General features: G+C 60.3%; 22 protein-coding genes. 10 read left to right on the forward strand and 12 right to left on the reverse strand.

All coding sequences use genetic code 11. From position 1 onward, the window contains the following. Positions 1-27: 27 nt before the first annotated feature. Both MGMAQ_RS15890 and MGMAQ_RS15895 read left to right on the forward strand, forming a co-directional pair. Positions 28-1,434, forward strand: coding sequence for a hypothetical protein (locus tag MGMAQ_RS15890; protein WP_046022320.1), 1,407 nt, complete (start codon positions 28-30; stop codon positions 1,432-1,434). A 202-nt stretch (positions 1,435-1,636) separates the two neighbouring features. Beyond that, positions 1,637-2,059, forward strand: a complete 423-nt coding sequence (locus tag MGMAQ_RS15895; protein WP_148560994.1) for a hypothetical protein — start codon at positions 1,637-1,639, stop codon at positions 2,057-2,059. Here the strand turns inward: MGMAQ_RS15895 and MGMAQ_RS15900 are convergent. The 7 genes from MGMAQ_RS15900 to MGMAQ_RS15930 form a co-directional block, all read right to left on the reverse strand. After that, complete coding sequence (locus MGMAQ_RS15900; protein ID WP_148560995.1) at positions 2,031-3,761, reverse strand: sensor histidine kinase; 1,731 nt, start codon at positions 3,759-3,761, stop codon at positions 2,031-2,033. The two genes, MGMAQ_RS15895 and MGMAQ_RS15900, sit on opposite strands and share 29 nt — an antisense overlap. A gap of 78 nt (positions 3,762-3,839) precedes the next feature. Continuing rightward, positions 3,840-4,316 carry a c-type cytochrome gene (locus MGMAQ_RS15905; protein WP_082085482.1) on the reverse strand — a complete coding sequence of 159 codons (477 nt, stop codon included), beginning with the start codon at positions 4,314-4,316 and terminating at the stop codon, positions 3,840-3,842. 42 nt (positions 4,317-4,358) lie between these two features. Continuing rightward, positions 4,359-4,820: a 23S rRNA (pseudouridine(1915)-N(3))-methyltransferase RlmH gene (locus MGMAQ_RS15910; protein ID WP_046022323.1), complete on the reverse strand. Its 462-nt coding sequence runs from the start codon at positions 4,818-4,820 to the stop codon at positions 4,359-4,361. A 13-nt stretch (positions 4,821-4,833) separates the two neighbouring features. Continuing rightward, a complete protein-coding gene (gene rsfS, locus MGMAQ_RS15915) occupies positions 4,834-5,172 on the reverse strand; it encodes a ribosome silencing factor (protein ID WP_371258403.1) in 339 nt (112 codons plus the stop codon). Between the two features lie 76 nt (positions 5,173-5,248). Then, a complete protein-coding gene (locus tag MGMAQ_RS15920; RefSeq protein WP_046022325.1) occupies positions 5,249-5,839 on the reverse strand; it encodes a nicotinate-nucleotide adenylyltransferase in 591 nt (196 codons plus the stop codon). Positions 5,840-5,843: 4 nt separating this feature from the next. Then, positions 5,844-7,118 carry a glutamate-5-semialdehyde dehydrogenase gene (locus MGMAQ_RS15925; RefSeq protein WP_046022326.1) on the reverse strand — a complete coding sequence of 425 codons (1,275 nt, stop codon included), beginning with the start codon at positions 7,116-7,118 and terminating at the stop codon, positions 5,844-5,846. Positions 7,119-7,236: 118 nt separating this feature from the next. Beyond that, positions 7,237-9,843: a bacteriohemerythrin gene (locus tag MGMAQ_RS15930; RefSeq protein ID WP_046022327.1), complete on the reverse strand. Its 2,607-nt coding sequence runs from the start codon at positions 9,841-9,843 to the stop codon at positions 7,237-7,239. A 253-nt stretch (positions 9,844-10,096) separates the two neighbouring features. Here MGMAQ_RS15930 and phnD point away from each other — a divergent pair, with 253 nt between their 5' ends. The 5 genes from phnD to rpmG all read left to right on the forward strand — a co-directional run bounded on the left by phnD (position 10,097) and on the right by rpmG (position 16,918). Next, positions 10,097-10,891 carry a phosphate/phosphite/phosphonate ABC transporter substrate-binding protein gene (phnD, locus tag MGMAQ_RS15935; protein WP_052716465.1) on the forward strand — a complete coding sequence of 265 codons (795 nt, stop codon included), beginning with the start codon at positions 10,097-10,099 and terminating at the stop codon, positions 10,889-10,891. Further along, the gene (locus MGMAQ_RS19840) at positions 10,888-12,609 is read left to right on the forward strand and encodes an ATP-binding protein (protein WP_052716466.1); all 1,722 of its coding nucleotides are present in this window, start codon (positions 10,888-10,890) and stop codon (positions 12,607-12,609) included. Before phnD ends, MGMAQ_RS19840 begins: the two co-directional genes overlap by 4 nt. 75 nt (positions 12,610-12,684) lie before the next feature. Further along, positions 12,685-15,012, forward strand: coding sequence for a ribonuclease R (gene rnr / locus MGMAQ_RS15945; protein WP_046022329.1), 2,328 nt, complete (start codon positions 12,685-12,687; stop codon positions 15,010-15,012). A 45-nt stretch (positions 15,013-15,057) separates the two neighbouring features. Further along, complete coding sequence (locus MGMAQ_RS15950) at positions 15,058-16,677, forward strand: S41 family peptidase (RefSeq protein ID WP_082085483.1); 1,620 nt, start codon at positions 15,058-15,060, stop codon at positions 16,675-16,677. Between the two features lie 73 nt (positions 16,678-16,750). Continuing rightward, on the forward strand, positions 16,751-16,918 hold the full coding sequence (gene rpmG, locus MGMAQ_RS15955; protein ID WP_046023429.1) for a 50S ribosomal protein L33: 168 nt from the start codon (positions 16,751-16,753) through the stop codon (positions 16,916-16,918). 86 nt (positions 16,919-17,004) lie between these two features. Here rpmG and MGMAQ_RS15960 read toward each other — a convergent pair whose 3' ends face one another. The 3 genes from MGMAQ_RS15960 to MGMAQ_RS15970 form a co-directional block, all read right to left on the reverse strand. Continuing rightward, on the reverse strand, positions 17,005-18,375 hold the full coding sequence (locus MGMAQ_RS15960; protein WP_046022330.1) for a PleD family two-component system response regulator: 1,371 nt from the start codon (positions 18,373-18,375) through the stop codon (positions 17,005-17,007). Positions 18,376-18,384: 9 nt separating this feature from the next. Next, complete coding sequence (locus MGMAQ_RS15965) at positions 18,385-18,750, reverse strand: response regulator (protein ID WP_046022331.1); 366 nt, start codon at positions 18,748-18,750, stop codon at positions 18,385-18,387. Between the two features lie 111 nt (positions 18,751-18,861). Further along, complete coding sequence (locus MGMAQ_RS15970; protein ID WP_046022332.1) at positions 18,862-19,563, reverse strand: Crp/Fnr family transcriptional regulator; 702 nt, start codon at positions 19,561-19,563, stop codon at positions 18,862-18,864. Positions 19,564-19,655: 92 nt separating this feature from the next. Between MGMAQ_RS15970 and MGMAQ_RS15975 the strand changes: the two genes are divergently transcribed. Beyond that, on the forward strand, positions 19,656-20,630 hold the full coding sequence (locus MGMAQ_RS15975) for a glycosyltransferase family 2 protein (RefSeq protein WP_252508647.1): 975 nt from the start codon (positions 19,656-19,658) through the stop codon (positions 20,628-20,630). A gap of 2 nt (positions 20,631-20,632) precedes the next feature. Here MGMAQ_RS15975 and MGMAQ_RS15980 read toward each other — a convergent pair whose 3' ends face one another. Then, positions 20,633-22,201 carry a gamma-glutamyltransferase gene (locus tag MGMAQ_RS15980; RefSeq protein WP_046022334.1) on the reverse strand — a complete coding sequence of 523 codons (1,569 nt, stop codon included), beginning with the start codon at positions 22,199-22,201 and terminating at the stop codon, positions 20,633-20,635. A 55-nt stretch (positions 22,202-22,256) separates the two neighbouring features. Beyond that, positions 22,257-23,231, reverse strand: coding sequence for an SLAC1 anion channel family protein (locus tag MGMAQ_RS15985; RefSeq protein ID WP_046022335.1), 975 nt, complete (start codon positions 23,229-23,231; stop codon positions 22,257-22,259). A gap of 180 nt (positions 23,232-23,411) precedes the next feature. Between MGMAQ_RS15985 and MGMAQ_RS15990 the strand changes: the two genes are divergently transcribed. Next, positions 23,412-24,638 (forward strand): ChaN family lipoprotein, encoded by a 1,227-nt coding sequence (locus MGMAQ_RS15990; protein WP_046022336.1) that lies wholly within the window; start codon positions 23,412-23,414, stop codon positions 24,636-24,638. Next, positions 24,635-26,716, forward strand: a complete 2,082-nt coding sequence (locus tag MGMAQ_RS15995) for a M1 family metallopeptidase (protein ID WP_052716468.1) — start codon at positions 24,635-24,637, stop codon at positions 26,714-26,716. Before MGMAQ_RS15990 ends, MGMAQ_RS15995 begins: the two co-directional genes overlap by 4 nt. The last annotated feature ends 21 nt before the right edge of the window (positions 26,717-26,737 follow it).

Below are 26,737 nucleotides of genomic sequence, written 5' to 3' on the forward strand. Positions count from 1 at the left end.
GAACGATAACAATAGGGAGGGCAGTTAATGGCTGAGCCAGGATTTGCTCCAATAGACGAAGTCGCTACCGAAGCTTTCAACGGTGCCATGGCCGATGGCGCATCGCCCGAGGAGGCCTTTGACGCCGCCGCGGAAGCCGTAACCAATCTGGCCGCCGAGGCCGGCGTACCCGCCGAGGCCATCGAGGCCGATCTGTCGGCCGCACGCGAAGCCTTTGATGGCGCGATGGCCGACGGTGCTTCCCCCGAGGAAGCCATGGGCGCCGCCCGCGAAGCCGGAGGTCAGGCCGCCGCCGACTGGGCGGAACAGAATGAACCGGAAGGCGATATGCCACCGCCCGAAGGGGACATGCCGCCACCCGAGGGTGAGGCGCCGCCGCCCGAAGGGGACGCTCCGCCGCCACCCGAGGGCGACATGGCTCCGCCGGAAGGTGAGGCCCCGCCACCCGAGGGGGATATGCCGCCACCGGAAGGCGAGGGCGATCCCATTGGCGATGCCGCCATGCAGGCCTTTGACCAGGCCATGGCCGATGGCCTGCCGCCGGAACAGGTCTTCGAAGCCGTCGCCGATGCGGTGATGGAAGCGGGAGAGGCCGAAGGCATCCCCCCAGAAGACATGCAAGAAGGTCTGGACGCCGCAGGGGAGGCCTTTGGTGCCGCCATCGCCGATGGTGCCTCGCCGGAAGAGGCCATGGAATCGGCCATGCAGGCCGCCGAGGCGGCTGGACCGGAAGGCGAAGGCGATATGCCGCCACCCGAAGGCGATATGCCGCCGCCCGAGGGTGAGGCCCCACCGCCGCCCGAAGGTGAAGCGCCGCCACCCGAAGGCGATCATGCCGAGGGCGACGATCCCATCGGTCAGGCCGCCCAGCAGGCCTTTGAACAGGCCATGAATGACGGACTGCCGCCCGAGCAGGTCTTTGAGGCGGTCGCCGATGCGGTGATGGAAGCGGGAGAGGCCGAAGGCATTCCACCAGAAGACATGCAGCAGGGCATCGATGCCGCTGGCGAGGCATTCCAGACGGCCATGGAAGAAGGCGCCGATCCGCAAGGAGCCTTCGACGCGGCCATGGAAGCCGGATCGGAAGCCGGGGACCAACCGCCGGAAGGCGAGCCCCCCATGGACGAAGGCGGTATGCCGCCGCCGGAAGGGGAAGGCGACATGCCGCCACCGACCGACATGCCGCCGCCGGACGATGGCATGGGCGACGCCTTGGACGCCGCCTTGGGTGGCGACCCCGCCGGTGGCGACATGCCCCCGCCGCCGCCCAGCGATGCCGACATGGCCCTGGATCAGGCCATGGCTCAAACCGAGGCTGCCGGGTCCGAGCCGCCGCCGCCGGAAGGAGACATGCCACCCATGGATATGCCACCGCCGGAAGGGGAAGGCGAGCATCCGCAAGAACCTGGGATGGACGATACAGACGTGGTCTAGATCACGTCGGGTTTGATCGGATTCGATTGGACACGACACGCGCCAAGGCCCGTTTGTACCCGCGCAATAAAAATGGAAAACCCCGCCGCACCGGCGGGGTTTTTCGCGTTTCAACTCAGGGCGGCCCCCCCAAAAGAGCTTTCCTTGTATCATTCCCATATGGCTGGGATTACACTGTACCTATAGCGGAGGTTTTCCAACAGTGACCTCAACCACCAACATTGAGCACGAGCGTATGATCTACCGCTGCCGGTCGATCATCGATACCGCGCGCGGCGGCCAAATCGATCACCATACGGTTATCGAATTGGACTTTCTGATCAAGGAAGTGCGTGAGCACTTGGACTACTGTATCCGCAAGATCAAAGAGGGTGAACGGACAGAATCCGCTCAGTTGGCCCTTGCCTTCGACCACCTGCTCATCGCCCGCGATGGAATCAAGGACAGCCAAGCGAACTTCTTGTTCCATCACCATATGGCCTCGGCCATGACATTTTTGTCCGAGCACCATCAGGTGTTCCAGATGAACAAACCCGCGCTTCAGTCTTCCTTGCTCATGCAGCTGCTCGACGATCCAAACGCGGGGCCTCGCTCAGCTATTGAGGAAGCTCCAACCAGAAAGTAGCCCCATCGCCGGGCTTGCTCCGCACATTCAGGGTGCCGCCCATGGCCTCAACCATTTTCTTGGTGGCCGTCAATCCGACACCGGCACCCTCGATGGCACCGGATTTCCGATGCAAGCGATTGAACGGCTCGAACAACTGTTCATGTAAGTCTTCGGGGATTCCCTCCCCCGTATCGGTGACAAAGATCCCCAAATGGCCGTTCTCCATATCTTTCGTCGACAGGGTCGCCGCGCCGTTTTCACGGTTATATTTGATCGCGTTGGAAAGCAAATTGAAGAGAACCCGTTTCAGGAGCATTGGGTCCGCTGGCACATGGGTATCTGAATCAACATCAAAGATCAGCGACACCTGGTATTCCTCGACAATGTCATTAAGAGAGTCCCGCAGATCATTGCAGAGTTCGGCAATCCGAACCGGTCGTATACTCGGCGCCAATTTCCCAGACTCGATATGCTCCAAGTTGAGCACTTGATCGATCAACTCCAGCAAGACCTTCCCGGCGGAACGGATATGCTGGACCTGATTCATTTGACGAACCGATAAAGGGTCCTTCTTGCTGGATTCCAGTACCTGAGCGAACCCCAATATGGCATTCATCGGCGTGCGCATTTCATGGCTCATGGATGCCATGAAATCCGACTTGACGCGCAAGGCCTCCTCCGCCGCGTTTTTGGCGACGATCAACTGTTCTTCGGCATTCTTTCGGTTGGTGATATCCGTTTCGATGGCCATGAACTTTGTCGTCCCTTGGGCATCGGTGAACGGCTGGCAATCAATCTCGATCCAATAGGGGTTTCCGGACTTCATATAGTTGAGAATTTCGACCCGGAAGGGCTCGCAATTGCGCAGCTTGGCGCCGATGTAGCGGACAGTTTCGGGATCCGTACCCGGCCCTTGCAACACTTGTCCTGGCGCCTTGCCGAGAAGATCGTCGAGATCATATCCGGTCAGTCTTTGAAATCCATCGTTGACCCATTCCACCTTGCCCAGACGATCGGTGACAACCACCCCGTTGACCGTTTCTCGGGCGATGCGTGCCAGCAGTTGGTTTTCTTGTTCCGTTACCGAAAGGCGGTCCCGCAATTCCAGCCACTTGTTGGCGGCGGAAATGGTCGACCCGACGATCACGGCGCCGATGACATTGTTCAACAGCAATATGGGACCGGCCGCTTTTAGAATGGCGATACCGGTATTGAAATCCGCGCTGACGAAGAAGGCCGGAAGCACAAAGAGCGTTCCTCCGGCCCCCAACCCCATCAGCATCGGGAGCGATACTCCCCGATTGGCCCGGGACAGATAGTGTCCCGCCAGGGCGCCAAACAAGCCATAAAGCAAAAACCCGATGACTCCGCCGAAAGCCACCGGTCCGCCAACCACGTACCAGCGCACCAGGGATCCGATGAGGGTCGCGAACGCCGCGCCAATCGGTCCGGCAAACACGCCGGCCAGAATCGCCGGGCCGCCCCGGGGATCAAACGTGGCTCCTTGCGGAAGCTGGATCGGATCCAGCATGACCGTCGCCGCCATGCAACCGAAGAAAACCCCCAAAATGACGGACCGAAATGCCTTGGCTTTGGCGGTTTCCGTGAATTGGCGCAGCAAGATATAGACGGACGCCAATAGCGCCAGAAGACCAAATCCTTGAAAAATATCGATGATCGTATCGAACATGGGATCCGGGCCCAGGCGTGAATCAGCCAACAAGATTGCAGTGCTGTTTTATACACTGTCCGGATCGTTCCTGTGAACAAGCGGTTTTGGCCCTTGGGCGCGACGCCTTTACCCCTTCTTCGCCCGCTTGGTCATCTCTGCCTGACGCTGTCTTGCTTCCAAGGTCCAATGGCTCTTGATGAAGGCCAGTACGGCCCAAATCTGATCATCGGTGAGTTGGTCCGCGAAGCCGGGCATAGCACTGATAACGCCCTCGGGCATCAGGGCCTGCCCCCCCAGTTTGACGTAGTCGAACAACAGAAAATCGTCATGGTGCCAGGTATGGCCGGAGGTATCATGGGGTGGCGCGGGCAGGCTGCCATCTTCCTTGCGCACTTTCCAGTCCGGGGTTTCGCCCTGAAGGTTATCGCCATGGCAGGCGGCACAGGTCTCGGCATAGACGACCTTTCCAAGCGCCACTTGATCGGGATCATCGGGACTGCCCGGCACCCCAGGCGCTCCGGCCACCATGATGTTGGCATAGACTCCCGCCAAGCCGGTCAGCACCAGCGCCACCAGCACATAAGCCCATTTGAAGCCACCCATGGGTCGCCTCCCGTTGATTGTTTCCTTGAGTATAAGGCCGCCTCAGTCCCGGTGATAGGGATGGCCGGTCAAAATGCAGTGAGCGCGATAGACCTGCTCGGCGACCAAGGCGCGGACCATCAGATGCGGCCAGGTCATGGTGCCCAGGCACAGCAAGAGATCGGCCTTCTTGCGGACCCTGTCATGCAGCCCGTCGGCGCCGCCGATGACAAAGGCCACGTCCCGGCCCATATGACGCCATTGCTCGTAGCGCTCGGCGAAGCCGCGGGTGGTGAGGGATTTACCCTTTTCGTCCAGGGCGATGATCAGCGATCCATCGGGTACCGCCCCCAACAGCAATTCCGCTTCTCTGGCTTTGAGTTTGTCGGGGGGCAAACGCTTCTTTTCCTCCACCTCGCGCAGTTCGAGGGGAAAAGGAAGCCTGCGGGCGTAGCGCTCGAACAAAGAGCGTTCCTCCCCATGGCCGGACCCAAATCGTCCGACCGCCACGATGGCCATTTTCATGTCAGCTCAGGCGCTACAAAGCCGCACCAGCGCCTGCCGCGGCTTGGGGGGTCGGCAGTTCCAAGCCCCACATTTTTTCCAGGTTATAAAACGACCGGACTTCCGAGCGGAACAGATGAATCAACACATCGCCGGCGTCCAATAGGACCCAGTCGCCCTGCTGCTCACCTTCCGTCGGAATGGAAGGGATGCCCAGTTTTTTCAGTTTTTCCCGGAGATGCATACTCATGGCGCCCAAATGCCGCTGGGAGCCGCCCGTGGCGATGACCATGTAGTCCGCAAGGCTGGTCTTGCCGATGAGGTTGATGACGATCACGTCCTGCGCTTTATCGTCATCAAGTTGCCGCTCCACCAGGTCCAAAACTTCCTTGGCCGGGGGGAGAGCTTTTGCTGCGGTTGCTATCTGTCGCTTCCTTCCGTTTTCCATATTACGTCCGAAACCCACCCCGGGCCCGGATCGCCGTTGCCGAAGCGGTGTGTTGGCGAATGAACAGAAACGTCCAGGCCGGCGGGGTGCGGTTGGCCAGATGGAAGGCCTGCCTTTCCCCAACCCGCGCCCGGGCGAACCTGACGGCCGCCGCGCCGGACAACGCTCTCGAAGCATACGTGGGCCGGGCGAAAACCGCAACTGGGACACGATGAAAGATAGATGTCCATTTCCACCAGCGGGGAATTTGTGCCAAATTATCGGCTCCCATCAACCAGATAAAGCATGTCCGAGGATTTCGCTGGGTCAGCTGTCGCAGGGTATCGGCGGTGTATCGGGTGCCCAGACGGGTCTCCAGATCGGTGACCTTCATGCGCCGTTCATCCTTGGTCAGCGCTTGTGCCGAGGCCCATCGGTCCTCGAACTTTCCCATCCCATGGGCAGGTTTCAATGGATTACCCGGCGAGACCAACCACCAAACCTGATCCAGCCGCAACCGCCGCAGCGCCTCGCGGCTGATATGCAGGTGCCCTTCGTGGGCCGGATTGAACGAGCCGCCCAGCAAGCCGATACGTAGGCCGCGCCCGCTCATCGGGTCACGGCCGCGTCTGGCCGGTCCCGCGCACCAGATACTTGAAGCTGGTGAGCTGCTCCACCCCCACGGGGCCCCGGGCATGCATCTTGCCGGTGGAGATACCGATCTCGGCGCCCATGCCGAATTCGCCCCCATCGGCGAACTGGGTCGAGGCATTGAGCATGACGATGGCGCTGTCGATACGGTTGAGAAAGCGTTCCGCCGCCTCGGCATCCTCGGTGATGATGCACTCGGTATGCTGCGAGGAATGGGCATTCACATGGTCGATCGCCTGTTCCACGCCGTCCACCACCTTGACCGAGACAATGGCGTCCAGATATTCGGTATCCCAATCGGTATCGTCGGCGGCGGTGACCCGGGCATCCAAGGCCTGTACGTCGGCATCGCCGCGCACTTCGCACCCGGCCTCAATCAGGTCGTTGAGCAGAGCGGGAAAGTGGCTTTTCAGCACCGGCTTATCCACCAAAATGGTCTCCGTGGCGCCACAGATCCCGGTGCGGCGCATTTTGGCGTTGAAGGCCACGGCATGGGCCTTCCGCGCATCGGCGGCCCGGTCAATATAGGTATGGCAAATGCCGTCCAGGTGCTTGAACAGGGGAATACGGCTTTCCGCCGTCACCCGCTCGATCAGCCCCTTGCCGCCTCGGGGAACAATCACATCGATCTCGTCGCTCATGGTCAGCATGATGCCCACGGCGGCCCGGTCGGTGGTGGGGATCATCTGAATGCAGGTCTCGGGCAGTCCCGCTTCGGCCAGCCCCTGTTGCAGGCAATCCAGAATAGCGCGCGAGGAATGAAAGCTCTCCGATCCGCCGCGCAGGATCGCCGCATTGCCAGCCTTCAGGCACAGGGCGCCCGCATCGGCGGTCACGTTGGGACGGCTCTCATAGATGATTCCGATGACCCCCAACGGCACCCGCACCCGGGCGATATCCAGCCCGTTGGGCCGGTCCCAGCGGGCCAGTTCGGTGCCTACCGGATCGTCCAGGTCGGCGATCTGTTCCAGGCCCACGGCCATGGCTTCGATGCGATCATCGGAAAGCAGCAAACGATCAAGCATGGAGGGACTCAAACCCTTGGCCTCGCCGGCCGCCATGTCCTTGCCATTGGCTTCCTGGATGATCGGGGCATTGGTGCGCAGGGCCGCTGCCGCCGCGCGCAGGGCCCGGTTCTTGGCGGTGCTATCGGTGGTCGCGAGCTGAGCCGCGGCCCGCTTGGCGTCGCCACCAAGGCGTTTCATGAGAGTGGGGATATCTTGTTGCGTTTCCACGTTCATGGGTCTTTCCCGTCATCGATACATGATCTCTGCCCTTGGATGTAGCAGAGCCGCTCAATGTCATAAAGCGTTTAAGGGGAACGGCAGCCATGCGATCCATGCGCCAAAGCAATTCGCTTTAGATGGCATATTCCACGCCATGGGTGATCGCCCGGGCGTATTTCCGATCTTCCATCAAGATATGATAGACCATCCAGGATAGGAAGAAGCTGCGGAATTCGCCCCGGACAATGGTCTCGCCCGACTGGATGCGCTCCGCGATCCGTTTGACGTCGGACACCAGATAGCGGTGAACCTGGGCATGTCGATCCAAGGCCTCATAGCGATGAGTCCTCAAAAGGGCCTCCTCGATCTCGAAATGGTGTTCCGTGTAGGCCACCATAGCTTGAATGGCTTCCAGGGTGTCGTGGTCACTATCCAGGCTGTCGGCCACCACGTTGGCCAGATCGAACAGCTTCTTGTGCTGATCATCCATGGAATCGATGCCGATACTGTATTCATCAAGCCAAGGAAAGGCGACGTCGCTCTCTTCAACATTGATCACCAGCTTGTGCATGCGGGTCTGATAAAGCTCCAGAAGCTTCCATCGGGCTACCGGAATTTCAGCCACGAGATCCGCCGGAATCACGGCCATACGGACCCTGTCGCGGGCCACCGCCCGATAGATCGGTTCAACCCCATGCAGCACACAGATCTCGCCACAGACTCCCCATGGCCCCACTGTCTCTGCCACCGTATCGCCAACCATGATATCCAGCTCGCCTTTTTGTACCAGGCAGAAGCGGTCACCGTCGCGCCAGTCCACGGCCTCTCCGGGCTCTAAAGTGGTGACCCGGACGGCGGCGGCCAATCGTCGCAGAGCCTTTTGCGACATGTTTTCGCCAAAGGGCGCGCTTTGCTCGAGGAATTCTTGAATTCCGGCAAGAATTTTAATCTCCGATTCCAACCCGTTCTCGTTGATGAACCGCTTGAAGGAATCCACGGGCAGGCAGAGGGCGCTGACAAAGCTGCGCGACCGGAAGGTCCGGAAATGGTCGAATCCTCCAATGGCGCCGATTTCGCCGATCATCGCCCCGGCGGCCACCAGGCCGCGAATGCCCTTGCTTCCCTTGATCACTTCCACCTGGCCGCTGAGCACCAGCATTACCTCGGTACAGGGCCGGCCTTCCCGGGCCATGATGGCTTCTGGATTAAAAGTGCGGATTTCGTGATTGAGCAGCGAGCCCAACTGATGGGGTTTGGCCTTCGGGAAATAGGTTTTGAGAAAGTTGGCCGCGTCTCGGTAGCAATAGTCCTGCAGCGCCGGGATCAATACCTCCACGGTGCCGAACGGTGCCCCGCTACCTATTTCCTTTTCTTCCAGGCTAAGCGGCGTGGCCCGGTGGGCAAGAATCAGTTTGCCCGAGGAATCGCTCTCGAAATCCGCGGCATCCCCATGAATCATGCCGCCGCCGATATCGAGCTTTTTGATATTGACCTCGGTCAGGTAGTCGGCCCGCACGGCTTCCAAAGTCTGTTTGGAAATACCGGGCGCGGTGCTGTCTTCGGTCACCATGCCGTCCAGCACCGAAAAGGCCGCAATATCTGCCATATGGGCATAGCTGAAGTATTCCCCGTCGCCATGAACCCGGAACAGGAAGGGGGTGGTTTCAACCGGGTGCGGGGAATGAATGGGTTTGACCTCCAACCCATCCACGTCGTTCCACTCCCCGAGCTTGAGCAGCCGCACGTCGAAGAACTCGGCAACGCTTTCCTCGCTAATGGCCATCAACCCGGACATTTTCTTGGCCACCGAGGCCCAGACCTCGGGGGTGGCATAGTAGCGGATCCGGTGATCGGCCCGGATCAGGGCGGTCAATCCGGCAAAATGATCGTCGTGACCGTGGGTATGGAACATTCCGGCCACTTCCTGAATGCCGATGCCCAAGGCCCGCAATGAAGCATCGATATTGGGCCCGGCGTCGATCAGGAAGATGCGTCCTTGAAACATCAAGATGGAGCCCATGGACGGCCGGTTCACGTCCCAGCCATCCCCTTCGCCCGTATGCACCACGGCAAAATACTCGCGCTTCAGGTCGTGATGGCTGAGCTGATAAGGCGTTTCATAGTTTTCGGATGCGGACAGGTTCAAGTCCACCTCGGCCCGCTCTTCGCCATGGCGGATTTCGAACCGGTTCTCGCCCAGGCGTTTAATGGTCACGCCGGGGCGAATTTCCACCGGTTGATTTTCCAGCACCTTGGTATCCAACAGATCCCGGGGCGACCGGATGGCGCCGAAAGCAAATCTGAGCTTCATACGCATCCATTGGCGGGCGGTTTCCTCATCCACCCCGGCCTCAATCATCTCTTCTTCCGAGATCAGGCCATAATTGCCCCGGAAAATGTATTCCATTTGCGTTCGGATTTGTTCCTCGGCGCCGATCAGCAAGGGTTTGACACCCTTGTTGTTGGGATGACCCGGAATAATCATCCCCTGGCGATAAAGTATCTGAAGTACCGGGAACTCAGCGAGGTTCGCGAAGTCGCCTTTTTGCAGCCCCCGATCAGACAGCAAAATGGCATTGGGGCCGTTCTCGAAGGGCACCCCATCCACTTCCAACGACTGGATCAGCCCACGTTTGTAGAGGTGCTTTATACTATCGGCCGGACAACCGCATTGAATTCTGAGATCGGCCTCCGGGATTTCCACCCAATGGATACCGTTGGCGACGCGAATCTTGAGCAACTGCTCTTACCCCCCTTACCGAAAGCAGGCCATTACACCACATAAAGTCCAGCCAATCAAAGAACTTGAGAGGGACATTCGGTCTAAACATTTTAATCCCCGGCGAGATGATTATACTGGACAATGATTCGTCCACTAAGACCCGCCGACGGCGCTGCCGACGGACCAATCGGGTGACTGAAAGGCAAGGAATTTTCAACTGTCCAGGCTCCTTTCCCTTGTCCTGTTCTGTTTATTGATCGGCAGCTTTCCCGTGCGGGCCGCGGAACCGCCTTTGGTACTCGCCATCCATCCCTATCGACCGGCCACCACCCTGGTGCAGGTCTTTCAACCCCTGGCCGACATCCTGGGGCAAAGCTTGGGGCGGACGGTCCAGGTGGATATCTCCTATGACTACCAGACCCATGTGGACCGAATACAGCGAGACCAGGTGGATCTTGCCTACATGGGGCCCGCCGCCTTTGTCGGCATGTGGGCCAACGGCGATCCCAAACGGCTTCTCGGGCGATTGGAAATCGCTGGCGCCCCCACCTTTCACGGGATGATCGTCACGTCCGAGGGTAGCCCCGTCCATGCCTTAAGCGATCTCCATGGCAAGCGCATGGCATTTGGCGATCCATTGTCCACCATGAGCCATCTGGTTCCCCGGTTCATGTTGTTGCAGGCAGGGGTCGGCGAAAGCGACCTTGCCGACATGCAGTTCCTCGGCAGCCACGATGACGTGGCCTTGGGCGTGTTGATGGGCCGCTTCGATGCCGGCGCGGTCAAGCAGGAGGTCTTTGACAAGTATGGTCCCCGAGGCCTGCGGGGCCTGCAAGCCACACCGGAGATTTCCGAGCATGTATTTGTCGCCTCCGATCGCCTGGACCAGACGCAAGTGGATAAACTGCGCCGGACCCTGATCGGGCTCGCGGGCCACAAGGAGGGTCTGACGGCCCTGCGCAGCATCAAAAGCACGGCCAGCGGGATCGTTTCGGCGACGGTGGAGGACTATCGTAATTTGCGCGACATTCTCGCTGATCTGAAGAAACGCGGGATCGCGCCATGAAGCTATCTCCCGCCTGGGCCGCACTGATCGGAATCCTGACCGTGCTCACCTTGCTGGTTGGCGTGGTCTATATCGGGGCCATCCACCAAGTTCGAACGATCTTAGAAGATGATATCCAAGATTCCCTGCGTTCGGATTTGCTGACCTTGGAGCAGGCCGCCCGGGAAATGCTCCTCAAGCATCACTACGAGAATGTCGAATCCATGTTTCTCGACTGGGCCGAGCGCACCGCCCCGGTCTCCGAATTTGTCGGCCGGGCGCCCAATGGTTTTGCCATCGCCACCTTTAACCGCCCGACCGGATCCCTGGAAACACGTCGGATGGAACACCGGATTCTTCATGAAGAGACCCTCTTGCTGACGCTCTCGGTCACCTACGACCTGAGTTCTGTCGACAAGCGGGTCAAGTCCCTGCGCATTCTAATCCTGGCCGTGTTTCCGGTTTCAGTCCTGTTTCTCGGCGGCATTCTATGGGAAACCGTCCGCCGGTCGGCGCTCGTGCCCATGGAACGGGCGCAGAAAGATCTTCGTCGGTACCAAGATCATCTGGAATCCATGGTCGAGGAGCGAACGCACGAACTGGAAGACGAGGTCCGGATCCGATCCCAGGCAGAGGAAGCCCTGCGCAATCATTCGGCTTTCCTGGATACCTTGCTCGAAGCAGTCCCGGCACCGGTATTCTTCAAAAATGACAGCATGGTCTATATCGGCTGCAATCGCGCCTTCGAAAACTTTATCGGCATGGATCGCAATGACATCCTGCAAAGGACCGTGTTCGAAATTGCACCGCCGGACCTTGCCGAAATCTACCACCAGGCGGATCAGGCTCTGTTCGACATGGGCGGAACCCAGGTCTACGAAGCGTCGGTCAAGCACCAAGACGGGCGCTATCGGGACGTGATCTTCCACAAGGCCGTGTTTCAGAAAGCCAATGGCGAGCCCGGTGGCATCATTGGATTGATGGTGGATATCAGCGACCGCAAGAATGTCGAACGGGACCTGGCCCAGCGGACCCGCAAACTGGAATGGTCCAACGCCGAACTGAAACAGTTTGCCTACGTGACGTCTCACGACCTGCAAGAACCTCTGCGCACGGTCTCCAGCTATTTGCAGTTGCTGCAAAACCGCTACGGCGATGACCTTGCGCCCGAGGCCCATGAGTTCATGGATTTCGCCATCGGCGGCGCCAGCCGCATGAGCCGCTTGATCAATGACTTGCTGGCCTATTCGCGGATCACCACCCATCCGCAGGACCAAGAGCAAGCCGATTTGAACCACCTGCTGGAAAATGCCCTGGCCAATCTTACCGTAGCGATTGATGAATCCGACGCCAAGGTGACCCACGATGATTTGCCCACGACCATGGGCGATCCGGGACAGTTGAGCCGCTTGCTGCAAAACCTGATTGGGAATGCGATCAAGTACCGCGATCCGGACCGGTCCCCCGCTATTCACATAGAGGCCAAGCGGGGCGACGGGGAATGGATTTTGTCGGTCTCCGACAATGGGATCGGTATCGACAGTGCCCACTTCCACAAAATTTTTCAGATCTTCCAACGACTCCACCAGGATGAGGAATATGGCGGAACCGGAATCGGACTGGCGATTTGCAAACGGATCGTTGAGCGCCATGGCGGACGGATCTGGGTGGACAGCGAACCCGGTTGCGGCAGTACCTTCTGTTTCTCCCTGCCCGATGAGAATCAGACCTTCGATTAAGGCAAATTCCCTTCCCCGCGGCCATGGGTCGTGATACGGCCTGAGGATGGCTCTATCGGATGAGGACTGCCGCCCGTGACCAAGAAACCGTACCAGCCCGCCCCATTCCCTTCGCGGCAGGAGATCCTTGATTTCATCGCCCGCCAGCCAGGATCAATGGGCAAGCGTGAAATTGCCCGCGCATTCAAGCTTGATGCGGGTCAAAAAATCCGCTTGAAGCGCATCTTACGTGAATTGAAAGACGAAGGCCTGTTGGGCCAGGAGCGTGGCAAGCGGCTGCGCCCTTCGGGGAGCCTGCCGGACGTTTCCGTGCTTGATGTCACCGGCACCGACTCCGATGGTGAACTGCTCGCCCGCCCGGTCAAATGGAATGATGAAACCGATGGCCCGCCGCCGCCGGTATTCGTCGTTCCGGACAAACGGCGAGGACCGGCACCGGGAATCGGCGACCGGGTATTGGCACGCCTGTCAAAAGCCGGGGATGGCGCCTACGAGGCCAGGGTAATCCGTCGTTTGTCCGAAGCCCCGGCGCGCGTGCTCGGAGTTTTTTCCGACATGGGGCCGCAGGGCCGTATCCGCCCGGTGGATCGCAAAAATGCCAAGGAAATGATCGTCGCGCCGGAAAACCGTTTGGACGCCAAGGAAGGCGAACTGGTGCTCGCCCAGATTCTGCCGGGACGCCCCTTCGGATTGCGCGCCGCCAAGGTGGTGGAATGCCTGGGCGCCCGTGCCGGGGCCCGATCCGCCACCCAGATTGCCATCTATAGCCGGGGGATCCCGGTGGATTTCCCACCCGAAGCCATCCAACAGGCCGAGGCCGCCGGTCCCGCCGAGCTGGGCTCGCGCACCGATCTGCGCGACATTCCGCTGGTGACCATCGACGGTGCCGATGCCCGCGATTTCGACGATGCGGTCTGGGCCGAGCCCGCCGAGGAGGGCGGATGGCACCTGTTGGTGGCCATTGCCGATGTGGCTTGGTACGTGCGGCCCAATGATGCCCTTGACCGGGCAGCCAAAGAGCGTGGCAACTCGGTCTATTTCCCCGACCGGGCCATTCACATGCTACCCGAGGCACTCTCCGCCGGTTGGTGCTCCCTGCGCCCGCACGAAGAACGACCCTGTCTGGCGGTGCATCTGTGGATCGATGCCAAGGGCCATTTGCATCGCCACAAGTTCGTGCGCGGCCTGATGCGCTCGGCGGCACGACTGACCTATGAACAGCTCCAAGCCGCCCGCGACGGCCAGCCGGACGAGACTACCGCGCCATTGATGGACAAGGTTGTCGCACCGCTCTATGGCGCCTATGAAGCATTCTTGAAGGATCGGGAAAATAGAGGGGTTCTTGAATTGGATCTCCCGGAGCGGAGGGTGGTCCTTGATGACTCCGGCGAGGTGGCGCGGGTCGAAAGACGCCAGCGTTTCGATAGCCACAAGCTGATCGAAGAGTTCATGATCTGCGCCAATGTGGCGGCGGCGGAAACGCTGGAGCGTCAAGGGCAGCCGTGCATGTATCGGGTCCATGACGAGCCGACCCGCGAGAAAGTGGAGACCCTGCGGCAGTTTCTGGAAACCTTGAAAATCAACCTGCCCAAGGGCGGTGTCACCCGACCGGCACAGTTCAACGGCCTGATGAAGCGGGTCGCCGACACGCCCTATGCGCATATGGTCAGCGAAGTTGTCTTGCGGTCCCAGGCACAGGCCGAGTACAGCCCCGACAACTATGGCCACTTCGGTCTGGCCTTGCGCCGCTATTGCCATTTTACCTCGCCTATCCGCCGCTACGCCGATTTGCTGGTGCATCGCGCGCTGATCCGGTCTCTTCGGCCCAGCGCCGGGTCGCTGCCCAAGGATCCGGGAGACTTCAAGCAGATCGGCAAGCATATCTCGGACACCGAGCGGCGCGCCTCGGCCGCGGAGCGCGACGCGGTGGATCGCTACATGGCGGCCTTCATGGCCGACAAGGTGGGCGCCACCTTTGCCGCCCGGGTCAACGGGGTGACTCGCTTCGGCCTGTTCGTCACCCTTGATGACAGTGGCGCCGATGGATTGATCCCCATCTCCACCCTGCCCGATGACTATTACGACCATGTGGAAGAACAGCACCTCCTGCTGGGTCGCTCCACCGGACGGACGTTTCGGCTGGGCGAGCCCTTGGAGGTTCGCCTGACCGAAGCCGACCCGGTGTCCGGCGGCTTGGTCATGGAACTGTGCGAGCATTGGGAGCCGCCTGCCTGGATCAAGGATCTGGGCGGCCATCCCCGCGTCACCCGAGCCAGACCGGGAGGGTCGCATCGCAAGGGAGACCCGAAGGGGAATTATAAGGGGAAATCGAGGGGCAAGCCGAACAGGGGCGGCAAAAAACCCGGAAAAAAGCCCAACCGGGTGGGAAAACACCGCCAATGAGCGGCGATGGGTGACACTTGCCCCTAATTGCGGCACAATCGCATTATGACTTTTCGCATCGCCGCCGCGATCGTTCATACACTCTTCTGCCTCGGCTTTTTCGTGGCGGGCTGTGCGCCCGTGCCCACGACGACCACGCCCAGCGCCACGACACCCGTGGCAACCTCGGTGGCAAGCCTTGCGCCGCTGCCTCGCCCGGCCATGACCCATACCCTGACCACTGGGTATGAAGCCATCACCGACAAGTTCATCCAACCGGTATCCGTGGCCCGGCTGGCCCTCGACGGGCTTCAGGGACTGGGGGCCATTGATCCCGCCCTGGTCGCCAGGGCTGATGACAAGCAACTGGAAATCCGTGTTGGCGCGGTCAAACTGGCCAGCCTCGCTGTTCCCGAGGAAGGCGACGTGGGGGCCTGGGCCCGCCTGTCCATTGACGCCATCGATGCCGCCCGGCACGGCTCTCCGGCCCTGCGCAAGGCGGATTCCGAGACGGTCTACGAAGCCTTGTTCGACAGTGCTCTTTCGCAACTCGATGTCTATTCCCGATACGCCGGTGCCGAACAGGCACGAAAACAGCGGGCGCGGCGGGAAGGTTTCGGCGGCATCGGCATCCGCTATCGCGCCGCCGCATCCCGGGTGCGGATCACCGAAGTATTGCCCGATACACCGGCCCATGTGGCGGGGATCACCAAGAATAGCCTGATCACTCAGATCGACGGCGCGGGTACGGCCAAATTGAATCGGATCCAGATCCAAAACCTGTTGCGTGGCCCCATCAATAGCCGGGTCACGCTACGCATCCTGCCCGCCAACGAGCACAAGGCCGTGACCTTTGACCTGGTACGGCGGCGCATCGTTCCCGCCTCGGTTTTCGACAAGGGAACCAAAGACGGTATCGTGGTGCTGCGCATTTCCAGCTTCAATCAGCACACCAGCCGCAACCTGGCCAAGGCAATCAAAGAAAAGAAAGACCAGTTGGGAAGCACCTTTCGAGGGCTGATCATCGATCTGCGCGGCAATCCTGGCGGCCTTTTGCGGCAAGCCATCGACGTGGTGGACCTGTTCTTGGATCAAGGGGCCATCGTGCGCACCCGGGGCCGCCATGATGATAGCTTCCAGTCTTACGAAGCGGAATCCGGCGATATCCTGAACGGGTTGCCTTTGGTTTTGGTGGTGGATGGCAAGTCCGCTTCGGCCGCGGAGATTGTTGCGGCGGCCTTGCAAGATCATGGTCGCGCCGCGGTGATTGGCACCAGCTCTTATGGCAAGGGCACGGTCCAGACGGTGATTCGGCTCCCCAACGATGGCGAGATGACTCTGACTTGGTCCCGGTTTATTTCCCCATCGGGCTATGTGCTGCACGGTCTTGGCGTCCGTCCCGTTCTCTGCACCAGCCGGAATACCAGCTGGAGCGACAAGACCGATGCCGATCTCTCCGACATGGTCGATCGAGGTCGCGCCGCGCTAACCGCTTGGCGAACGGCACCTTCGGACGACAATGTCCAGCGCGGCGCGCTCCGTGATGCCTGCCCGGCCGAGCGACGGCGACATAACAGCGACCTGGTTTTAGCTCGGCGGGTGGTGTCGGATACCCCGCTTTATGCCCATATGATCACCCCAAAGGCCACCGCGTCGGTGGCTGAACATCGCCCCGAGTCCAATTGATCCTTGACAGGGTCTGATGGCGCTGTATCTTGCGCCGCTCTGGATTTACAACGACCGAACGGGAATCGAACCCATGGCCAAGCCATCGACCATTCAGGTAAAGTTGGTGAGCACCGCCGACACCGGCTTTTTCTATGTGACCAACAAGAACCCGAAGACTTCCACCGAGAAGCTTCAGTTCCGCAAGTACGATCCGGTGGCGCGCAAGCACGTGCTGTTCAAGGAATCCAAGATCAAGTAAGAACGCGGACGGCGGCTTCGGTCGCGATCCACGGACGAAACCCGCGCCGGATGGCTGCGGGTTTTTTGTCGTTTCCGGGAAATGCCTTAAGCCACGACCACCTGGTTGCGCCCTTGTTCCTTGGCCTTATACAAAGCCTCATCCACACGCTGAATGAATTCATCGGCGGTTTCCGATCCGGTCTTCATCTTTGTCACCCCGATGCTGACGGTAATCTGGGTCTCGCCCAGATCGTGAGGCAGGGCCACGGTCTCCGCCGCAATCTGCTCGCACAGCCGGGTGGCAACCCCGGTGGCGATTTTTATATCCGTGTCCGGCATCAAGGTCAGGAACTCCTCGCCGCCGTAACGGGTCACCAAATCAAATCCGCGTAAACTGCGGGCAATGCGGTTGGCCAATTCGCGCAGGACCGCATCCCCCGCCGGATGGCCGTAGTCATCGTTGACCCTTTTGAAGTGGTCGATATCGATCATCAAGATCGACAAAGGTCGCCCGGATTCTTCGGCCCGCTTGACCAGGGTTTCCATGTGGGATTCCAGATAGCGCCGGTTGTGCAGCCCGGTCAGGGTATCGGTGACCGCCAAAGACAGATTCTGCAAGAAGTTGGTGCGCAAGCGCTCCTGATAGCGTTTACGGCGGATCTGGCTGCGCACGCGGGCCTTGAGTTCCACACGCTCCAAGGGCCGCAGAAGGTAGTCATTGACCCCCAGATCCAGCGCCCGCACCAGCCTGGCCATGTCGTGCTCGCCACCAACCAGCAAAATGGGCAGATGCCGGGTGGATTCCGCCGAGCGCAGGATCGAACAAAGCCGCAAGGGGTCTTCATCGTCCACGTCCAGGCTGATAATCGCCAGATCCGCTTCTTGGAACACCATCGAGCCGCAAGCCTCTGTCACCGTATCGATGAAGACCGTATTGTGCCCGTCTTCCGACATAGCTTCGCCCAGGCTGCGGGCTTCGATCTGGCTGTTTTCCACCACCACCACGTTGGCATTGTTGCCGTCCGAGGCGTTGAGCAATATATCGTTGGGAGGCAGGCCCAGCTCCCGCGAGGTCTCTTCGCGCAGCCGCCACTGATCCAGCAACTGCTTCATGCGGATCATGGAGCGCACCCGGGCGAACAGGTTGAGATCGTCCACCGGCTTGGTCAGAAAATCATCGGCGCCGTTTTCCAGCGCCCTCACCCGATCATCGGTCTCGCTGAGGGCGGTGACCATAATCACTGGAATATAGGCGGTATCGCCGTTGCCCTTAATCTGGCGACAGACCTCAAAGCCATCCATGCCCGGCATCATGGCGTCCAGCAATACCAGGTCCGGTGGCTGATTTTCGATGATTTCCAGCGCCGAGGGGCCGTCGGTGGCGGTTACCACATCGTAGTATTCCGAGGACAGCTTGGCACCCAGCATGCGCACGCTGGGCATCATGTCATCGACGATCAGGACGCGCGCGGACATGGGGCGCCCCTAAGATAAAAAAGTGGAAACGGTGGCGATGAATTCCGGCACCGAGATGGGCTTGGCAATATAGCCGTCGCATCCGCCCTCGCGGATCTTTTCCTCATCCCCCTTCATGGCAAATGCCGTGACCGCTATGACGGGTATATTCTGCAAACCGTCATCCAGCTTGAGCAACCGAGTCACTTCGAGACCGGAGATTTCCGGCAATTGGATATCCATCAAAATGAGGTCCGGGCTCTCCGCCCGTGCCAGATCCAACACCTTGCGGCCATCGGGGGTCTGAACGGTGTCATAGCCCTGGGCCTGCAGCAGGTCGTTGAATAGCTTCATGTTGAGATCGTTGTCCTCGACAATGAGGATTTTTTTCGCCATTCGGGCTATTTCCTGATCTACACAAACCGGACAAGGGTATTCTACCCGCCGGGAGGCCACGCCTTCAGTGCCAAAGTGTGGCGTATTCTCAACCGCAAGTCAAACGACGGATCAGTCTCCGCGGACCTGCTCGACCAGGTCTTCGAGGCGCTCCGGATCGGTGATCGCCAGGGCCTCCTTGCGGCGTTCGACGATCCCCTGTCGGGCCAGATCATTCATCACCCGGGCCACCGTTTCACGGGTGGTGCTCACCCGGCTGGCGATATCCCCATGCACCGGAATCGGCGAAAGAACAGCCTCGGTACTTTCGTCATCCATGACAAGGCGGGCCTGGCGCAGCAATTCGGCGTGAACCCGGTTGTTGGCACCCAGGGTGGAGAGATCCATAATCCGGTCGGTTGACGTTCGAATGATCATGGCCAGACGTCGCAGCAGAGTCAGGGTGACATCGGCATGCTTCTCTAAAAGCGTCACAAAAGCGGTACGGGGCAGGAAGGCGATCAAGGTCTTGTCCAAGGCCATGACCGAAGCCGATCGCGGCGCGCCATCAATGGCCGCCAGCTCCCCGAAGTAGCTGCCTTCCATGACATCGTCCAAGGTAATCTCGCGGCCGGTCAGCGAATAGTTGACCACCCGCACGCGCCCTTTGACCACGAAACAGACGTCTTGGGACTCGCTTTGACGATCCAGGATCTGTTCATGCGGATCATAATGGCGCCAAGAGCAGGCGCGTTCGAGTGCCTCGCGCTCGGGATCTCCAAGCGGGTCAAGCAAGCTCACGCCCGCCAATGTGTTGGTTTCCGTTTCGGCCACGTCTTTCCCTCTCCCACACACTCGAAAGAGCTATTCCCCCAATGGCTTCGCATGGTACATGTTTCCGAATTGGAATGCGAGTGCGTAGGATCGTGACCCGAAAAGCCGCAACATCATCGCCCACCATCGCCGTGGTCATCCCCTGTTACCGGGAGACCGGGCATATTCTCGATGTGCTGGCCAGCATCGGATCCGAAGTGGCCAGGATATTTGTCGTCGATGATGCCTGCCCGGATCATACCGGCAACCATGTGAGCGCCCATTGCAGCGATAACCGGGTCTCGGTCATCACCCTGACCGAAAACAGCGGGGTCGGCGGCGCCACCATCGCCGGGTACCGCGCCGCCATTGAGGCGGACACCGATATTATCGTCAAGCTGGACGGGGACGGCCAAATGGACCCGGCCTTCATCCCCAAGCTCATCCGACCCATCGTCCAAGGCCGTGCCGACTACGCCAAGGGCAACCGATTCTATGACCTGGACAACCTGTCGGGCATGCCCAAGGTCCGCATTGTCGGCAATCTGGGCTTGTCCTTCGCCTCGAAAATGTCGTCGGGCTATTGGGATCTCTTCGATCCCACCAACGGCTATACCGCCATCCATGCCAAGGTCGCGGCCAAGCTGCCACTGGATAAGATCCGCCGGGATTTCTTTTTTGAATCGGACATGTTGTTCCGGCTCGGCACCATCCGCGCGGTGGTCGCCGACGTCCCCATGGCCGCCCATTATGGCAGCGAGACCAGCAGCCTCAGCACCCGCCGTGTTTTGCTTCCCTTTGCCTGGAATCACTATGTCAATACCGGCAAACGGCTGTTCTATTCCTATTTTCTAAGGGATTTCAGCGCGGCTTCCGTGGAACTTCTGGTGGGCAAGCTGATGTTTCTATTCGGCTTGATCTTTGGATTGTGGCACTGGCGCCTCAGTGTCGTCACCGGGATTCCAGCCACGGCGGGCACGGTGCTGCTCGCCGCCCTGCCCATTCTCCTGGGCAGCCAATTGCTCATCGCCTTTTTGAATTTTGATACCCGGAATCAGCCGCACGAGCCCCTGCATCCGTATTTATAAGATCAGTCCAATACCCGAATCACGCCGCCCCGGCGGGGGTCGCCGGCGCCGTGCAGGACACCGGATCGGTCCTGGGACACCGCGTGGACGCCGCCAAAGAACAGGTTCAGGTCGTCCCATTGACAGAGATCCTCGACCAGCGGATCCGCCGATAGACGATTGAGCAGATTTGGTTCGAAGCCTGGCTCGGCGTTGAGCCTGCCCCGTTCGAAATGCAGCCGGGGCGCGGGCACCGCTTCTTCCAAGGCCATGCCAAAATGCCCGATGTTCAAGAGTACTTGCAGGATCGCCGTGCGGATGCGGTTGGAGCCACCAGATCCCAAGGCCACCTGCCCACCATTGGCTTTCAGCAGCAGTGATGGCGCCATCATGGAGGCCTGACGCATATCCGTCGGCCATTGGTGGAAGCCATGCGGATTGATGTCTTCCTCGCCCAGCATGTTGTTGATCACGATGCCGGTGCCGGGTAGCACATAGCCGCTACCTTCGCCATTGCTGACGGTGACGGCGGCGGCATTGCCTTCACCGTCCATGACGCTCACGTGAGTGGTACCCCGGCTGGCCGCTGGTCGGCCCAGCACCTGCTGCCGATAGCTTTCCACGAGACCAGGATCCAACAACCGGGCCACCGCACCATCCTCGCCCGCCTCATGCAAGCCGTGATCCACCCGCGCCTTGTTAGTCAGCGCCATCGCCCGGGTTAGCCGATCCAGATGGGTCCAGCCACCGAATCCGTCACGGGCGCAGGTTTCGTCGCGCAACAGTTCCAGGGCGAAGGCGATCAACAGCCCGCCCGACGAGGGCGGTGGATTGGTCAACAAACGGGCATCCCGCCAGAGGCGGGTCAAGGGGGCCCGGCGCTCCAAGCGGTAGTCTTGCAGATCAGCTCGGGTGAGGTGCCCACCCCGGTCCCGGCAGGCCTCAATGAGGGAAGCGCCCATCTCGCCGCGATAGAATAACTCGGCGCCTTCGTGGGCCAGGGCATCCAGAGCATCGGCCTGGTCCGGGCAGCGATAGAAATCCCCCTCGCCACAGAGTTCGCCGGGCCGTGTGCTGCTTTCGAACTGCGCCAGGATGGTTGGATTGGACTCATAGATCGGTCCGACGACCGAGAAGATATAGGCCTGCAACCGATTAAGCTGCAGTCCCTGCTTGGCCAGGGCAACGGCCGGGGCCAACACCTCGGTCATGGGCATGCGGCCCAGGTCGGTATGCACATCAAACAGACCACGCACCATGCCCGGCGTCGCCACCGAAGCCATGCCAATGTGAAATTCCTGCTGGGTGGCGCCAAAATCAGCGACGATGGGGAAGAAGTCCACCTCGTCTTCGCGACGGCGCTGCTTGGGGGTCTGGGTGAAAAAGTCATACAGCACCGGCTTGCCGTTGGCCGGTTGCGCCATCAAGAAACCGCCGCCGCCAAGAGAAGACAGCACCGGCTCTGCCACCGTCGCCGCCGCGATGGCCGCCAGGGCCGCGTCAAAGGCATTCCCACCCTCGCGGAGCACCGCTTCCGCCGCATCGGCTGTTGCCGCGTGGCCCGCCGCCACGGCTCCCTTGATCGCCGCCATATCACCCCTTTCTGAACTGATTCAGGGGGTAGCGGCTTGCCGGTTGGCTGTCAACTCACTCGGGCACAAACAGCTTCCCGGCGGCCAAGGCACGGAAGGTGCGGATCAAGACCAGAACCACTACCCCGGTAGCCAATAACAGCAGCCCCCAGGCCGCGCCGGAGAACAGGGTGCTTCCCGTCAGCCGGGCATATTCCAAGGTAGCCAGGGCCGCCGCATCCAGTGGGAAGGTAAAGGCCCACCAAGTGATCGCAAAGGGCACGCTGGCGAACCGTCGCCCCAGGCTGATCAACAGGATCACCAGGAAGAAGGCGAAGGAGAACAAGATGCGCGCGAAAGGGTCCAATTCCCCGCCGGTCAACAGCAGATAGGCCAAAAACCCGACCGCGGGCGGCGGAATGAAGATGAACAGGGTCGGCACCAGCTTCGGCGGCATTTGCGGGTGAAAGACGATGCGGTAAAAAACGATGCTGAACAACACCACCCAAAACACCATGCCGACAGAGAAAAAAAACCAAGCGGTCTCCAAGTGCCCCAACTTGACCCCGGCGATGGGCACCAAGAGGTTGCCGACCACCGGAATAAACCAGGCCGGATTGGAATGATGGATCTCGTAGGCCTCGAACAGCCAGCGGCCCAGCATGCGCAGGGTAATGGCCAACTGCAAAGCCGCGCCCGCCATCCATAGCCCCTCGGCCACCGCCCGGTTCCAGCCCAGGAAGGCCGATGCCATCAATAACAAGCTGATGGAGACCGCCGCCCCGAAATTGGCCCGTACCGGATGATTCATTTCGGCTTTGAACTCGGCGGGAAAGCGCAGGACTTTCAGACCGTACAGAACCAGAATGGCCAGAAACAGACTCCCCCCCAACAGCAGCACCGCCTCGCCAGGTACCGCGCTCAAATCCAAGACGTCATGCGCCTTGCGCCAAGCTAGGCCGAGCCCAACCACCCCCATGACAACGGCGAAAAGCGGTACCGGGACATGGGCCAGCCAGTGAAGATCGGACGAAGTCTGTTGCTCGGACATGGTCGGTATTCCTGTGTATGTAAAAGCATGCTTGGCGATACCCTCAATTAAATTAGTGTTTACTAATATGAAATCAAGGGGGTAATCGGGGTTCTCTGTCCATTGACGCTACGCACACATGGGCCCAAATTCATAAAGGATCGAAACTTTTTCGAACATAGTCCTGGAAAGTCTCTGCATATGCTCCGTCCCTTCGTTATTGCCCTTGCCGCCTTGCTGACTTTACCGGCCCTGGCGGATACGTCGCCCGACGCCTGTGTCGCCACCGGTCAATGGACTCGCGCCTCCGACGGGCGAGCGCTGGAAAGCTCCTCGCTGCTCCTCAACATGTCGCGCAAACCGGCGGTCCTGCTGGGCGAATCCCACGACAATTGGGAGCATCACCGCTGGCAACTGGACACCGTGGCCGGGTTGCATGCCCTGAATCCCAACATGGTACTGGGCTTCGAATCCTTTCCCCGTCGGGTGCAGCCGATTCTCGATCAATGGACCAGCGGCCAATTGGGCGAGGCGGAATTCCTTGACCGGGTGGAATGGGGCACCGTCTGGGGCTATCCGGCTGAACAATATATGCCGCTGTTCCATTTTGCCCGTCGCCATCGCATTCCCATGGTGGCGCTGAACGTGGATCTGTCGCTGATTCGCAAAGTGCGCGTCGAGGGCTGGGAGGCCGTGGACGAAGGCCAGCGACGCGGTGTCGGCACTCCCGCTGAGGCGCTGCCGACCTACCGCGAGCGGCTGACCAATTTCTTCCGCCGCCACGAGGCCATGCGGAAAACGCGCAAGCATGGAGAACCAGCCACCGCCGTGCCTCATACGGAAGACCCCAAGGACACGCCCTTCACCGAAGAGGAAAAGACCCGACTGGAACGCTTCATTGACGCCCAACTCCTGTGGGACCGGGCCATGGCCGAGGCGGTGGCCAGCGTGCGCACGGCGGGCGGCAACCCGTTGGTCATAGGCATCATGGGTTCAGGGCATCTGACCGGACGCCAGGGCGCGCCGCACCAGCTGGCCGACCTGGGCATTCCAGACGCGGCGGTACTGCTGCCCTGGATCATTGGCGACGAAGATTGTGCGCAACTCGCCGAGACCAAGGCCGACGCGGTCTATGGCCTGGAGCTGTTACCGCAACCGGCCAAAAAACCCCGTATGCTGCTCGGCGTGTTCATCGAAGGCACCGACGATGGCGTGCTGATTTCCAAGGTTTCCGAAGGCTCCGTCGCCGAGACCACCGGCATTCTGGCCAAAGACGTGATCACCAAGGCCGCTGGACAGACCGTCCGCAAGGCCAAGGACCTGAAAGAGATTATTACCAGCCTGATCCCCGGCGTCTGGTTGCCGCTGGAAGTCAAACGCGGCGACGAAACCCTCCATATGATAGCGAAATTTCCTGCACAGCCATGATTTCAAAGACTTTACGAGCGGTCGCCTTTGTCGCGGCCGTCATCCTGCCCGACCTTGCCAATGCCCTGGAAGTCCGCGAGCATGATCTATCGGTTTCCATTGACCCGGAATCCCGGCTGATCTCGGCCCAGGACCGCCTGATCATTAATGGCAGCGGCACGGCAACATTTACGCTCGCCGATACCTTCTCCCCCGGCATTTTGATGGTGGACGGCAATCCCGGCGTTCTGCGCCGCGACGGTGAAAACTGGTCATTCGACCTGGGATCCGAGGGCTCTCACAAGGTCATCATCGGCTTTCGCGGCACTGCCCACCCCATGGACCAGCGCTCCAAAGGAGCCGTACCCCGCTCGGGCATGGCGGGGTCTCTCTTGTCGGCGGGCACCGGCTGGTATCCGGAATTCATCGATGGCGGTCTGTTCACCTATCGGGTGGAAGTGGATGTGCCCGCCCCGCACAAAGTGGTCGGCTCGGGCAAGCTGGTGGAGGAACGGGAACTGGGAAGCCGCTATCTGGCGACCTTTGAGTTCGACCATCCCACCGACGAGATTTCCCTGTTCACCGGCCCCTGGACCATCACCGAGAAGATGCATCGTGGAATCCGCCTGCGCACCTACCTGGATGCCTCGGTGGCGGGCATGGCCGATACCTACCTGGATGCGGTCGGGCGCTATCTGGACCTCTACAGCGAGCGCCTGGGCCCCTATCCCTTCTCCGCCTTTCATATTGTCGCCGGTCCCTTGCCGGTGGGCTGGGGCTTTCCCGGCCTGACCTATATCGGCTCGCGGGTTTTGAAGCTGCCCTATGTGCTGCAACGTTCCTTGGGTCACGAGATCCTGCACAACTGGCTGGGTAATGGCGTCTACACCGACTACGACCAAGGGAATTGGGCCGAGGGCCTGACCACTTATCTGGCGGATTATCTTTATGCGGAACAGGCCAATGGCGCCGCGGCCCGCGCCATGCGGCAGGGCTGGCTGCGCGACTATGCCGCCCTGCCCGCCGAACGGGACATGCCGTTGACGGACTTCCGGTCCAAGCTGCATGCCGCCTCCCAGGTCATCGGCTACAACAAGTCGGCCTTCGTTTTCCATATGCTGCGCGGCGAAATCGGCGATGCGGCGTTTGACGCGGGCCTGAAGAAATTCTGGGCCGACAACAAGTTTGCCATCGCTGGATGGGACCATCTTCGCGATGCCTTCGAAGCGACGTCAGACAAGGACCTGACCGGCTTCTTCACCCAATGGCTAACCCGATCCGGCGCACCCTCCTTACGTTTGATCGAGGCCCACGCGGAGCCCCCCCGGGATGGACGCTATCCGTTGAGGATCACCGTGGCTCAGGAAGGCGGCTATGCCTTGATCGCGCCGCTGGTGGTCACCACCGAAAAAGGTATCCAACGGCATCGCTTGACCCTTGGCTCAGAACCGGAGACCACCGTTTTAACCCTCGACAGCAAGCCGGAAAGCCTGGCCGTGGATCCGGATTTCGATCTGTTCCGCCGTCTCGATTCTTCGGAATCGCCGCCCATTCTGCGCGATGTCACCCTCGACAAGCAGACTCGCGTGGTGCTGCTCACCGAGGGTGAGGAGGGCCAACGCAATGCCTTGCAACTGGCCTGGCGGATGATGGAAGGCTCACCGAAGCTCATGCCGTCCAAAGGCGATGGATCAACCAGTACCGACCCCTTGATGGTCATTGCCATCGGACGCGGCCAGGCCGCCGCCTATTTGCAAAAGGCCAAGCTGCCGCCCATGCCCGAAAAGCTCACCGACAAGGGTACGGCCCGGGTCTGGGTATCGCGCAGTGACAAGGGGCTGCCGGTCATGAGCATTGAAGCCGACGATGCCACGGCCCTGGCCTCGTTGCTGAGGCCCCTGCCCCACTACGGACGACGCAGTTTTCTTGTATTTGAAGGGGCGAAGGCGGTGGAAAAGGGCATCTGGCCCGCCGACAAGGGCCCCTTGTTCCGGGACTTCACCACCGCTGATCCGGTCATCGATCCGGCGCCGCCGCCAACCGATGCAGGTGCCACACCCGAACCTCCGAAGAGCGGCGCAACCGAGGGCACGCATTGACAAGGCCTCGGGGAGTGCTCA

The organism is Magnetospira sp. QH-2 (genome assembly GCF_000968135.1).
Classification (GTDB): domain Bacteria; phylum Pseudomonadota; class Alphaproteobacteria; order Rhodospirillales; family Magnetospiraceae; genus Magnetospira.